The organism is Campylobacter sp. FU_497, from assembly GCF_025772425.1.
GTDB classification, from domain to species: domain Bacteria; phylum Campylobacterota; class Campylobacteria; order Campylobacterales; family Campylobacteraceae; genus Campylobacter_D; species Campylobacter_D lari_C.
This window is the reverse complement of sequence record NZ_JAKMSC010000005.1, coordinates 13,337-25,210: the sequence shown is the minus strand read 5'-3', so window position 1 is coordinate 25,210 and position 11,874 is coordinate 13,337. Positions and strand designations below refer to the sequence as shown.

Here is an 11,874-nt window from a genome sequence, read left to right as displayed (position 1 = left end):
AAGGTTATGGATTTTTTCTTTGTAGAATACCGCGATCCTTTATTTGGTCTTATTGTTTTAACTGCTTTGGTTTTTATCATAGCTAGCTCACATTATATATGGCGTATTTTTGCAAGTAAAGATCAAAAAAGCAAACTTGATCGTTTTGTAAAAAAATTTGAAATTAATTCCACACACCAACAAATTTTAAAAAATGCTAATTTAAGTATAGAAAATTTAAATTTCTTAGCTCAAATTTTTACCAAAAGTGGTGAATTTGAAAAAGCTGTGGGGATTTATCTCATAGCTTTGCAAAAAGCAAATGAAGCAAGCCAAAAAGAATTTATCTTTTTTTCACTAGCACAAGTTTATTTAAAAGCAGGATTTTTAGAGCGTAGCGTAGAGGCTTTATTGAATGCTTTAAAAATCAAAGCACGTAATAAAGAAAGCTTAAAACTTTTAAAAATTGTTTATTTAAAACTCAAAGATTATGATAAGGTTTTGGATGTTTTAGAGTGTTTGTTTGAGCTAGGAGAAAATATATATGCAGAAAAAACTTTGATAAAAGCTTTGAAAATTCAAGCAAGTTCTAAAGAGCAAGAGCAAAAACTGAAAGAAATTTTAACTTTAAGCAAAGATAATGAGTATATTTTAAGACTTTGTTTTTTACACTATAAAGATAAACTTACTCAAATGCCTCAATTTGAAAATGTTATTGATTTGCTTAATGAATGTAAAAGTCCGCTTAATCTTGAAGATGAAAAATACCATGAGTTTTTTTATGCAAAAAATTTAAGCACAAAAGCTATTCCTATCAAAAATCATAAACTAAAAATTTTAAAAATTTTAAACGATAATAAGCTAAGTGCAAATCTTAGCTTTACTTATGTGTGTAATAATTGTAAAAATCAAAGCCCTTTGTTTTTTTATCATTGTCCATTTTGTTATGAATTTGGAAAATGTGAAATTTATTATGAGGTAAAAGCTTGAAAAATATTGAAATTTATACCGATGGTTCTTGTTTAAACAACCCTGGTTTTGGAGGGTGGGCTTATGTTTTAACTTATAAAAATCATCAAAAAGAACAAAGTGGGGCGTGTGAGAATACAACAAATAACCGTATGGAGTTAATGGCTATTATAGAGGCTTTGAAAGCTTTAAAAGAACCATGTGAGGTAAAGTTATACACAGATTCAAATTTAATGGTACAAAGTATTAATGAATGGCTTGAAGGTTGGGTAAAAAAAGATTTTAAGGGTAAAAAAAATATTGATCTTTGGAAAGAGTATTTAAATGTAGCTAAAGATCATAAAATAACTGCTTTTTGGATCAAAGCACACAATGGCCATGAATTAAATGAGCGTTGTGATGAGCTAGCAAGAAATGCAGCCTTAAAGCTCCAAGAAGAAAGGTCAATAAATGCTTAAAAAACTCCAAGAAAGATTAAATTATCATTTTAAAAATGAGCAATTACTCATCGAAGCTTTGACGCATAAAAGCTATAAAAAGCCTTATAATAACGAAAGATTAGAGTTTTTAGGCGATGCTGTGATGGATTTAGTAGTGGGAGAGTTTTTGTTTTTTAAATTTCAAAAAGACTCAGAAGGAAATCTTTCTAAACTTAGAGCAGCTTTGGTAAATGAAAAATCTTTTGCAACTTTAGCACAAAAACTTGATCTTGGAGCATGTATTTTTATGTCTATCGCAGAAGAAAATAACGATGGACGCAATAAACCTTCCATACTTTCTGATGCTTTTGAGGCACTAATGGGAGCTTTGTATTTAGAAATAGGTTTTGAAAAAACTAAAAATATAGCATTAAATTTGCTTAATGAAGTTTATCCGCATATTGATACACAAAGTTTATTTAAAGACTATAAAACAAGACTTCAAGAAATTACACAAGCAAATATGGCAGGTACACCTGAGTATGTAGTGGTGAAAGCTTTTGGGCCTGATCATAAAAAGCAATTTGAAATCGCAGTGAAAATTCAAGGCATAGAAGTAGCAAGATCTACAGCAGGTAGTAAAAAAGAAGCCCAACAACAATGTGCTAAAATCGCACTTGAGAAATTAGGAAAACTATGAATAGCTTTGGAGTAAGATTTAAATTTACAAGCTTTGGCGAATCCCATGGTCAAGCTATAGGTTGTGTGATAGATGGTATGCCAGCAGGGGTGAAATTTGATTTTGATTTTTTGCAAGAAATGCTAGATAAAAGAAAGCCAGGTCAAAATAAATTTAGCACTCCTAGAAAAGAAGAAGATAAGGCTCAAGTTTTAAGTGGGGTTTTTGAGGGTTATACGACAGGAACTCCTATAAGTGTTTTGGTGTATAATGAAAATACACGCTCAAAAGATTATGAAAAAGATGTGTTTCGTCCCGCACATGCTGATTTTACTTATTATCATAAATATGGCATTAGAGATTATAGAGGCGGTGGAAGAGCTAGTGCTAGAGAAAGCGTAGCAAGAGTAGCAGCAGGAGCTGTGGCGCAAATGCTTTTAAAAGAATTTGACATAGAGATAATGAGCGGAGTTTTTGGAGTAGGAAGCATTGATAGCAAACTTAGTAATGATGAGTTTGATTTTGATTATGCTAAAAATAGTGAAGTTTATGCTTTAGATAAAAATTTAGAGCAAAGTTTTAAAGATGAAATTTTAAAAGCCAAAAAGGCTAAAAATAGTATAGGTGCTAGAGTGTTTACTAGAGTAAAAAACCCTATTAAAGGCTTAGGTGAGCCTTTGTATGATAAGCTTGATTCTAAGCTTGCTCATGCGATTATGGGGGTAAATGCGGTTAAAGCTATAGAAATAGGAAGTGGCATTCAAAGTAGTTATATGTATGGAAGCGAAAATAATGATGAGTTAAAAGATGAAGTATTTTTAAGTAATCATAGCGGAGGTATATTGGGTGGAATTTCTAATGGGAATTTTATCGATATAAAAACATATTTTAAGCCAACTCCTTCTATATTTTTACCCCAACAAACACAAAATACTCAAGGAGAAAATATTATACACGAGTTAAAAGGCAGGCATGATCCTTGTGTGGGTATAAGAGGTAGTGTTGTGGTAAATGCTATGGTAGCAATTTGCATGGCTGATGCTTTGCTTTTAAATGCAAGCTCAAATTTGCAAAATTTACAACGAGTTTATGGAAAAAATAAATAAAAATTTAATACTTATTTAGATATGATGATAAAATATCTTTAAAAAGGGAGAAATATGAAAAAAAATATTGTGTTTTTTGAAGTTAGAGGTGGTAGCGATAAAGGTGAAGATGGCCATAGAAAAGATACTATGCCTATGGTAAATGCCTTAAAAGAACAAGGTTGGAATGCTGAGGTTATCTTTTTTGAAGTAGAAAAAAAAGATGAAATTTATGAATATGTAAAAAACAATGCTGATGCTTATGTTTCTAGAATCAACCCAGGAAATTTAAAAGAAGAAAATGAGTATTTTGATATGCTTAGAAAACTTTGCGCAAATGGTGTTATAGGTATGCCTCATCCTGATGCGATGATAGGATATGGCGCTAAAGATGCACTTACTAAGCTTAATAAAACAGCTTTAGTACCTGAAGATACTTATGCGTATTATGATATCAAAACTTTTAAAGAAAGTTTCCCAAAAACTTTAGCAAAGGGTGAGAGGGTTTTAAAACAAAATCGTGGTTCAACAGGTGAGGGAATTTGGCGTGTAAGATTGATAGATGAGCTACCAGCAGGGGCTGTGAGCGTGCCATTAAATGCAAAAATCAAATGCACAGAAGCAAAAGATAATCACACAGAAGAAAGAGAGCTTGGTGAGTTTATGGACTTTTGTGAGCAATACATTATAGGTGATAATGGTATGCTTGTAGATATGACTTTCTTACCGCGCATTAAAGAAGGTGAAATTAGAATTTTAATGCTTTATCATACTCCAATTTATGTAGTACATAAAAAGCCTGCAGAAGGTGCTGATGCATTCTCTGCTACACTTTTTTCAGGTGCAAAATACAGATATGATGAGCCAAAAGATTGGCAAGAATTAGTAGATTGGTTTTTAGCAACCTTACCTGAAATTCGTTCAAAACTTGGAAATTATGATATTCCTTTGATTTGGACTGCTGATTTTATCTTAGATACAGATGAAAATGGTAAAGATAAATATGTTTTAGGTGAGATTAATTGCTCTTGCGTAGGATTTACTTCTCCTGCTGAATTTGTTGAGCCTATTGCTAAAAAAGTAGCTCAAAATATCATTGATATCGTAAGTAAAAATTAACCCTTGTTTTACAAGGGTTTTTTAAAACTCATTATGCTTTTAACTATACTTTATATTATCGGAATTACTGTTGATGCGATGACAGGAGCTATTGCTGCAGGAAGACATAAAATGGATCTTTTTGGAGTGATATTTATAGCTTTGGTAACAGCTATTGGCGGAGGTTCGATTAGAGATATTTTACTTGATCATCATCCGCTAACTTGGATTAAAACTCCTGAGTATGTGATTTTAATTTGTGTTGCAGCTATGATTACAACAAAAATTGCTAAATATGTTATAAAACTTGAAAAACTTTTTTTGATTTTAGATGCTATAGGTTTGGTTGTTTTTAGTGTTTTAGGTGCACAAATTGCAATAGAAATGGGATATGGTTTTATAGTGGCTGTGAGTTCAGCTGTGATTACTGGTGTATTTGGTGGGATATTAAGAGATATACTATGCGCTAGGATACCACTTGTATTTCAAAAAGAAATTTATGCGGGTGTTGCTATATTAACAGGGGCTTTGTATTATATATTGTATATTTTAGGCGTAGATGAGTTATGGGTAATTCTTGCTTCATTGATTGTAGGAACCATAGCAAGACTTTTGGCTATATATTATGGTTTAAGTTTGCCCATATTTTCTTTTAAGGATGGAGAAAATAAAGAAAGTTAATTTTATTTTTTAGATTTTAAAATGCAAGTTTTGTTATTTATAATGTTTTTATAAAATCCCTGCGAGCTTTGCTAGTAAGCAATATTTATTTATATTTTATTTTAGAATATTTATTTGATATATTAAATTTATATTAAGCTTAAATATTGAAACTATTGTTTATATTATTTTTATTTAGGAGTTAAAAGAGTGGTGACCCATACGAGACTCGAACTCGTGTTACCGCCGTGAAAGGGCGATGTCCTAACCGCTAGACGAATGGGCCAAAAGTTAAATTAAGAAATGAAATTATACCTTATTTAATTTAAAATAAACTTAATTATTTTACAAAACGCAGATAAAAATAGCCAAATACACCTGAAGCTAAGGAAGCTAGTAAAATAGCAAAATTATCTACAAAATTAAATATATCACTTACTTCATAGGCAAGGGCGTCTATAAAAAAGCTCATGGTGAAGCCTATGCCTGTGAGTATACAAACTCCATAGAGTTGTTTAAAATTAGCATCTTTTGGCAGTTTTGCAAGTTTAAGTTTAATTGCCATATAAGCAAAGCCAAATACACCTAGTTGTTTTCCAACAAATAAGCCCAAGAAAATCCCTACACTTACACCACTAAATAGCATATGTGCTTCAATTTTTGAAAGATCAACCCCTGCATTGGCAAAAGCAAAAAGTGGTAGTATTATAAAAGCTATCCAAAATTTTAAACCATGCTCGATTTCCTCTAATAAAGCATGATTGTTTTTTGTAAATACAGGTATAAATAAAGCTGTGATGATACCTGCTAAAGTTGCATGCACTCCACTTTTTAATACACTAAGCCAAAGCAATGCTCCAAGTATATAATAAAATGATTTCCTTTCATTACCTAAACGATTAAGTAAAAATAAACCTACAATGCAGCAAAAGGCAACAAAAAAGGCTAAAGTTGAAAGCTCTCCTGTATAAAAAATAGCAATGATTAAAATAGCTCCTACATCATCAAAAATTGCTAAAGATACTAAGAATATTTTTAAAGAACTTGGTATGCGTTGTTTTAGCATTGCAAGTATAACTAGAGCAAATGCAGTATCAGTTGCAGTAGGTATAGCCCAACCTTTTAAAACATAAGCATCGTTAAAATTGATAGCACAAAATATTAAAGCAGGGACAACTATACCGCCTATAGCAGCCATTAAGGGTAGGGTAATATTACTAAGAGTTTTAAACTCTCCTTGAACAAATTCTTTTTTTAATTCAAGTCCTATGGCAAAGAAAAAGATTGCAATAAGACCATCATTAATCCACAATAAAGAAGGCTTGAAAAGTTCCCAAGCACCCACTTTTACACCCATTTCTACACTTAAAAAATCCATATAGTGTTGTCCATAAGGACTATTTTTAAGTAGTAGGGCAAAGATTGTTGCTAATAAAAGCAACAATCCTCCTAAAATTTCAAGTGATAAAAAGTTTTGGAAACTTTTCAATTTCATTTTTTAAAACTATAAATAAGTTTTAAGTAAGCATATCCAACTATAGCGCTTAATAATGAAGCTACTAAAATAGCAAGCTTGTCTGAATACGCAAAAATGTCACTATTTTGATAAGCTAGGCCGTCTATAAAAAAGCTCATAGTAAAACCTATACCTGTGAGTATACAAACCCCGTAAAGTTGTTTGAAATTAACATTTTGTGGAAGTTTTGCTAAGCCTAGTTTTATACTAATATATGAAAATAAAAAGACACCTATTTGTTTTCCTAAAAATAATCCTAAAATAATACCTAAGCTAACCGAAGAAAACATAAAGCTTGGATCCATATCTTTTAAATCAACGCCTGCATTTGCAAAAGCAAAAATAGGCAAGATGAAATAACTCACCCAAGGTGCTAAGTCATGTTCTATTTCTTTTAAAAAAGACTCACCACTTTTTGTTTGAAGTGGTATAAATAAAGCAGTAATCACACCCGCCAAAGTCGCATGCACCCCGCTTTTTAACATGCTTATCCAAAATACTATAGCTATGATGATATAAAAAGATTTTTTGGTAACATGGAAATGATTTAGCAAATAAAGCGCTAAAATACACACTAAGGCAGCAATCATAGCAAAAACTGAAAGTTCGCTTGTATAAAATAAAGCAATCACAATAATCGCACCCAAGTCATCAAAAATAGCTAAAGAAAGTAAGAATAATTTTAAAGAAGTAGGTACTCTTTTACCTAAAAGCATTAAAATACCAACCGCAAAAGCCACATCAGTAGCTGTTGGTATAGCCCAACCTTGCAAAGCGAAAGGATCTTTATAGTTAAAAAACGCAAAAATTAAGGCCGGTACTATCATACCGCCAAGTGCAGCAAATACAGGTAAAGACATAGCTTTTATACTATTGAGTTGTCCTCTTGTAACTTCATATTTTAACTCAAGTCCTATGGCAAAGAAAAAAATCGCAATAAGTCCATCATTGATCCACAAAAGCAAAGGTTTAAAAATTTCTAAACTTCCTGCTTGAAAACCAAAAGGAATATTTAAAAAGTTGGTATATTGATCCGTTAAAGAACTATTTTGTAAAATGAGTGCAAGTACGGTAAAAAATATTAGCAAAACACCAGGAAAAGTTTCACTTTTAACAAAGGTTTGAAGTCTTTGCATAAATAGCCTTTTTAAATTTTTATTAACGTGTTATTTTAACATAAAAAGGCTTGAAATTTAAAGTTTAAGCAGAAAAACTGCTTAAACAGGTATAACGCGTATGTTTGGACTAAGTTCTTCTTGTAAGATATTTTCTATAGCATATAAGGTTGCACCACTCCCACTTGAACAGCCACTACATGCTCCAAGATAACGTATGTATATATCTATATTTTTATTTTCACTTTTTTGGATATCGATTACTTCCAAATCTCCACCATCACCGTGTAACATAGGACGCACATCGCTATCTAAAACAGCCTCTACTGCTTTTAGTTGTTTAACCATGGTCATATCATCAAAAGCAATATCTGTTTTGCTTTGATCTTTTAGCTTTTCTCTTTCCATTTCAGCCCTAGTTTCAGCTAAAATATCTACAAGATAATAATCTTTTTTCTCATGTCCTCCAGGCTTAACACAAGATTTACAAAAAGCACCTGCTTTAGTAAATTGCGTGATTTCTTCTACTGTATGTAAATCATTTAGTTTGATTACTTCTTTGATGGTTCCAAGACTTACCCTAGCACACTCACAAACTATAATTTGATCTTCAAAGTCTTCAGGATTAACACCTTTATAATGCGCTGCAGCTTGTTTGATAACATCATAAGCCATAACCGAACAGTGCATTTTTTGCGGTGGAACTGCAGGAGTTTCAGGGTTATCTCTCATAGCAAATTCAACATCTAAATTTGTAATTTTTACAGCCTCATCTACGGTTTTACCTATACAAAGATCAACCATAGTATCACTACTTGCTATTGCTGTACCACAGCCAAAACTTTTAAATTTAGCATCAATGATTTTATCAGTTTTTTCATCTACCAACCAATAAAGCCTAACCGCATCGCCACAGCTTTCAGCTCCAAAATCTGCAACAATAAGTTTTGCATTTGCTTTTTGTGCATCTTCTTGTGTAAATTCGCCCATATGTTGAGGGTTATTCATTCTATCTTGTACTTTTTGAGAATACTCATCCCAAATTGATCCGCCAATTAAATTATTCTTTGCCATTTTTTATCCTTTAAATATTTTCAGGCTTATATGCATAAGTACTTGAGATTGCTCTAAGTCTTTGCGTTGCTTTTTTTATTTGCTCTGCTGCATAATCAATTTCATCTTCTGTGTTAAATCTTGATAAAGAAAGTCTTAGAGCAGTATGAGCTAAATCATTTTCAGCACCAATTGCTTCCATGATAGGATTGCTCTCAAGTGCTTCGCTAGCACAGGCTGAACCAGTGCTTGCTGCTATACCATTTTTGTTTAAATCCCAAAGCATAGCTTCGCCTTCTACACCTTTAATACTTGCTAAGATGGTATTAGGAACCCTTCTTGATCTATCTCCAACTACACTTGTATCAGGCATAGCTAAAATTAAATCTTCTAATTTATCTCTTAATCTTCTAATGTGTGAGTTTTCAAAATCAAGCATAGTATTTGCAATTCTTAAAGCTTCTGCCATTGCTATAATATATGGTACATTTAAAGTTCCACTTCTTCTACCACCCATATGCTCACCACCATGTAAAAGCGGAGTTAATTCTATATCCTTTTTAATATAAAGTCCACCTACACCTTTTGGACCATGAAATTTATGTGCAGAAAATGAAGCAAAATCAACTCCAGCTTTTGCAAAATTAACCTTGATTTTCCCAACAGCTTGAGTTGCATCAGTATGAAATAATGCTCCATATTCATGAGCAATTTGAGCCATTTCTTCTATAGGAAAAATCATACCAGTTTCATTATTTGCCCACATAATGCTTACTAGCGCAGTTTTATCTGAAATAGCTTCTTTTAAATCTTTTACACTAGAAACACCTTCATGATCAACGCCAAGTTCTATGACTTTTACTCCTAAAGATTTTAAAAACATAGCACTAGCTGCTACTGCAGGATGTTCTACACTAGAAATAATTACTTCATTTCTATCGCTATTTAAAATTCTATCAAAATACACACCTTTTAATACCCAATTAATACTTTCTGTAGCACAGGAAGTGATAATGATATCATCTAAATCGCTTGCTCCAAGTCCTGCATAAAGTTTATCCATAGCTTCTTTTAAAGCAGGATGAGTTGCACTACCCCATTGATGAAGACTGTTTGGATTGCCATAATGTTCTTTTAAAAAAGGTTTCATAAGCTCATAAGCTTCTGGTGCGAGCTGTGTTGTTGCATTGTTATCTAAATATACTTTCAAATTATACTCCTTTAATTAGGATAATTTTTATCTTTTTTGTTAATATACACTAAAATATTAAATTTAATATTAAATCAAGTAAGTTTTTAACTTGTGCAAAAATTTTTGTTATTATTTTAGCACAAGTTTAAGCCATAGCATTTAAATAAGAGTGTAAAATTTTATTAATACTTGCTTGTCTTTTGCGATTTTCTAAAAATTGAGTATCTAAAAGTTCTTTTTGGGTGTTTATTTTTTCAAGGTCTATATTAGAATCATTTTGATTGAACTCTTTTTTTAAAGCTTCAAAATCTTTGCTAATTTGCTCACTATAAAGACTATAAATAGAACTTGAATTGGCAAATTCTTGCATATTGATACTATGTTGATAGTTAATGTATTGTTGAAAGAAAACTGAAAGCTTATCTTCTGAAGTATTGTTTTTATCTACCCCATTAATATGTAAGTATAAATCAAAACTCATTTTTTCTTTATTGCTTTCACTTAGATAATCTTGCATGCTCATTTGACCTCTCATGAGTTTTTGAAAATTTACATTAGAAGACATATCTAACTCAATAGGAGATAAAAAGAAATTAGCCTTTTGATGATTTTGTTCTTTTAAATCATGATATATATAATTAAGCAATAATCCACTTTTAGAAACTGCGCCTTGACGGTTTAAATAAGGTTTTATAATAGGATTGCTAGCCGTGTTTTCAATGCTTGCATTGAATGCAAAATCTCCTATTTTATTATCAAGCATTAAGGTATTTAGATTTTTATTTGTTTCTTTTGCATTTTGTAAGCTTTTGGCATTTTCATAAACTTTTAAAATTTTTCCTTCATAAGTATAGCTATAGCCTTGATTTAACTCAGAAATTTGTGTTTTACTTAAAAAATTATTGTCATTGTTTTGAAACTGTGGATTTATAGTTTTTAATGTATTGTGATAAGTGTTTAAAAGTCTTGGTAAGTCTATTTTGTTATAGTTTAAATTCTCATCAAGCTTTATAAGTTGTTTTGAAATTTCTCTTATACTTTTTATATTAATATCATAATCAAGAGGTAAAGCAGCTGTTTTATTAAGATCTTTTTCAAAAAAACCTTGCTCATTGATTCTAAAACCAAATTCACTTGCATAAGTTACTTTATAATCTAAATTATAACCTTTTATATCAAGTAAATCACTTTTAATATTGGTATTTTCTTTTTTTTCTTCTGCGTGTCCAGTTTTTGCAAAAGGATAATTTGCAAAATTCTGGTACGGATTAACATTAGAATTTACAAACATAACTCTTCTCTTCAAAAATATTGCTTAGCTTTAAAAAAGCAAAAGCTATGCCAAAATTTTTGAATCGAAGAGAAAAATTAAGCGTAAATGTCAAGCAATCCTGAACTAGTGCTAGGAGTAGTAGTTGGAGCAGGGTTTGCATTTACGCCTTCAAGTACTTGCATTACTGCATTTTCATTGGCTTCTATGGTTTTTTTCATCATAGTAGTTGCAATGTTAAGCATTAAACTTGCTTGATTGTTAGTAACTTCGCCCATAACATACTCCTTTTGTTTGGATTAGTAATATTATCGGCAAAGTTTGGTTAATATTAAGCTATATTATAAATTTTTGATAAGTAGTGATTGTGAGTGTTTTCTTTTGCTTCAAGCATATCGATATAGTTTTTAAACTCATCCATATCTTTAAAAAGATTTTTCATGGTAGCACTAATTTCGCTAGAAAAATTTTGAAGATTACTTTGTGTTTTTAAATATCTTTCTATTTGATAAATTCTAGCTACTTCTCTTTCGTACTCATCTTGAGTCATTCTTTTTGCACTAAATTCTACATTCAAGCTTTTTTTATCATTGATAATAAAAGATTTTTTTTGATTATTAATTTTAAATTCAACGATAAATTCTTCTTTTGAATTAATAATCTTTAAGTATTTTAACTTGGCTTTATCTTCTAGTAAAACAAAGCTTACACACTCTAAAAACATATGTGTAAAGATTTCTCTTTCAAAAATATTTTGACAAATATCAGTATATTTTAAACCTAAACTTTGTTGATGATCTAAAAACGTTACATTTGACATGATCCATCCTTTTTTCATG

Annotated in this window: 13 protein-coding genes and 1 tRNA gene; 6 read left to right on the top strand and 8 right to left on the bottom strand. The window is 31.0% G+C overall.

Annotation, left to right across the window (positions count from 1 at the left end; all coding sequences use genetic code 11):
* Positions 1 to 6: 6 nt before the first annotated feature.
* The 6 genes from L8W68_RS03365 to L8W68_RS03340 are packed head-to-tail and all read left to right on the top strand — an operon-like array spanning position 7 to position 4,910.
* The gene (locus L8W68_RS03365) at positions 7 to 969 is read left to right on the top strand and encodes a hypothetical protein (RefSeq protein WP_263675000.1); all 963 of its coding nucleotides are present in this window, start codon (positions 7 to 9) and stop codon (positions 967 to 969) included.
* Positions 966 to 1,406, top strand: coding sequence for a ribonuclease HI (rnhA, locus tag L8W68_RS03360; RefSeq protein ID WP_039668930.1), 441 nt, complete (start codon positions 966 to 968; stop codon positions 1,404 to 1,406). The genes L8W68_RS03365 and rnhA overlap by 4 nt, the downstream gene beginning before the upstream one ends.
* Positions 1,399 to 2,067, top strand: a complete 669-nt coding sequence (gene rnc / locus L8W68_RS03355; protein ID WP_257904746.1) for a ribonuclease III — start codon at positions 1,399 to 1,401, stop codon at positions 2,065 to 2,067. Before rnhA ends, rnc begins: the two co-directional genes overlap by 8 nt.
* The gene (gene aroC, locus L8W68_RS03350) at positions 2,064 to 3,152 is read left to right on the top strand and encodes a chorismate synthase (RefSeq protein WP_263674999.1); all 1,089 of its coding nucleotides are present in this window, start codon (positions 2,064 to 2,066) and stop codon (positions 3,150 to 3,152) included. The genes rnc and aroC overlap by 4 nt, the downstream gene beginning before the upstream one ends.
* 54 nt (positions 3,153 to 3,206) lie before the next feature.
* The gene (locus L8W68_RS03345; RefSeq protein WP_214097910.1) at positions 3,207 to 4,250 is read left to right on the top strand and encodes a Cj0069 family protein; all 1,044 of its coding nucleotides are present in this window, start codon (positions 3,207 to 3,209) and stop codon (positions 4,248 to 4,250) included.
* A 33-nt stretch (positions 4,251 to 4,283) separates the two neighbouring features.
* On the top strand, positions 4,284 to 4,910 hold the full coding sequence (locus L8W68_RS03340) for a trimeric intracellular cation channel family protein (RefSeq protein WP_039627190.1): 627 nt from the start codon (positions 4,284 to 4,286) through the stop codon (positions 4,908 to 4,910).
* Positions 4,911 to 5,100: 190 nt separating this feature from the next.
* Here the strand turns inward: L8W68_RS03340 and L8W68_RS03335 are convergent.
* The 8 genes from L8W68_RS03335 to L8W68_RS03300 form a co-directional block, all read right to left on the bottom strand.
* Positions 5,101 to 5,175, bottom strand: a tRNA-Glu gene (locus tag L8W68_RS03335).
* A 54-nt stretch (positions 5,176 to 5,229) separates the two neighbouring features.
* Positions 5,230 to 6,384 (bottom strand): Na+/H+ antiporter NhaA, encoded by a 1,155-nt coding sequence (nhaA, locus tag L8W68_RS03330; RefSeq protein WP_263674998.1) that lies wholly within the window; start codon positions 6,382 to 6,384, stop codon positions 5,230 to 5,232.
* Complete coding sequence (gene nhaA, locus L8W68_RS03325; RefSeq protein WP_263664068.1) at positions 6,381 to 7,541, bottom strand: Na+/H+ antiporter NhaA; 1,161 nt, start codon at positions 7,539 to 7,541, stop codon at positions 6,381 to 6,383. Before nhaA (L8W68_RS03325) ends, nhaA (L8W68_RS03330) begins: the two co-directional genes overlap by 4 nt.
* A gap of 81 nt (positions 7,542 to 7,622) precedes the next feature.
* Complete coding sequence (locus tag L8W68_RS03320; protein ID WP_263674997.1) at positions 7,623 to 8,594, bottom strand: iron-sulfur cluster assembly scaffold protein; 972 nt, start codon at positions 8,592 to 8,594, stop codon at positions 7,623 to 7,625.
* A gap of 10 nt (positions 8,595 to 8,604) precedes the next feature.
* Positions 8,605 to 9,783, bottom strand: a complete 1,179-nt coding sequence (locus L8W68_RS03315) for a NifS family cysteine desulfurase (RefSeq protein WP_115646283.1) — start codon at positions 9,781 to 9,783, stop codon at positions 8,605 to 8,607.
* A gap of 127 nt (positions 9,784 to 9,910) precedes the next feature.
* Positions 9,911 to 11,056 carry a hypothetical protein gene (locus L8W68_RS03310; RefSeq protein ID WP_263675037.1) on the bottom strand — a complete coding sequence of 382 codons (1,146 nt, stop codon included), beginning with the start codon at positions 11,054 to 11,056 and terminating at the stop codon, positions 9,911 to 9,913.
* A gap of 77 nt (positions 11,057 to 11,133) precedes the next feature.
* Positions 11,134 to 11,313 (bottom strand): putative motility protein, encoded by a 180-nt coding sequence (locus L8W68_RS03305; protein WP_039619394.1) that lies wholly within the window; start codon positions 11,311 to 11,313, stop codon positions 11,134 to 11,136.
* A gap of 53 nt (positions 11,314 to 11,366) precedes the next feature.
* On the bottom strand, positions 11,367 to 11,855 hold the full coding sequence (locus L8W68_RS03300) for a hypothetical protein (protein ID WP_263674996.1): 489 nt from the start codon (positions 11,853 to 11,855) through the stop codon (positions 11,367 to 11,369).
* Positions 11,856 to 11,874 lie beyond the last annotated feature (19 nt).

Bases quoted from the DNA above. Each gene is read 5' to 3' on its own strand.
- L8W68_RS03365 (WP_263675000.1), top strand. From the start codon at position 7: ATGGATTTTTTCTTTGTAGAATACCGCGATCCTTTATTTGGTCTTATT.
- rnc (WP_257904746.1), top strand. From the start codon at position 1,399: ATGCTTAAAAAACTCCAAGAAAGATTAAATTATCATTTTAAAAATGAG.
- aroC (WP_263674999.1), top strand. From the start codon at position 2,064: ATGAATAGCTTTGGAGTAAGATTTAAATTTACAAGCTTTGGCGAATCC.
- L8W68_RS03345 (WP_214097910.1), top strand. From the start codon at position 3,207: ATGAAAAAAAATATTGTGTTTTTTGAAGTTAGAGGTGGTAGCGATAAA.
- L8W68_RS03340 (WP_039627190.1), top strand. From the start codon at position 4,284: ATGCTTTTAACTATACTTTATATTATCGGAATTACTGTTGATGCGATG.
- nhaA (WP_263674998.1), bottom strand. From the start codon at position 6,384: ATGAAATTGAAAAGTTTCCAAAACTTTTTATCACTTGAAATTTTAGGA.
- nhaA (WP_263664068.1), bottom strand. From the start codon at position 7,541: ATGCAAAGACTTCAAACCTTTGTTAAAAGTGAAACTTTTCCTGGTGTT.
- L8W68_RS03320 (WP_263674997.1), bottom strand. From the start codon at position 8,594: ATGGCAAAGAATAATTTAATTGGCGGATCAATTTGGGATGAGTATTCT.
- L8W68_RS03310 (WP_263675037.1), bottom strand. From the start codon at position 11,056: ATGTTTGTAAATTCTAATGTTAATCCGTACCAGAATTTTGCAAATTAT.
- L8W68_RS03305 (WP_039619394.1), bottom strand. From the start codon at position 11,313: ATGGGCGAAGTTACTAACAATCAAGCAAGTTTAATGCTTAACATTGCA.
- L8W68_RS03300 (WP_263674996.1), bottom strand. From the start codon at position 11,855: ATGTCAAATGTAACGTTTTTAGATCATCAACAAAGTTTAGGTTTAAAA.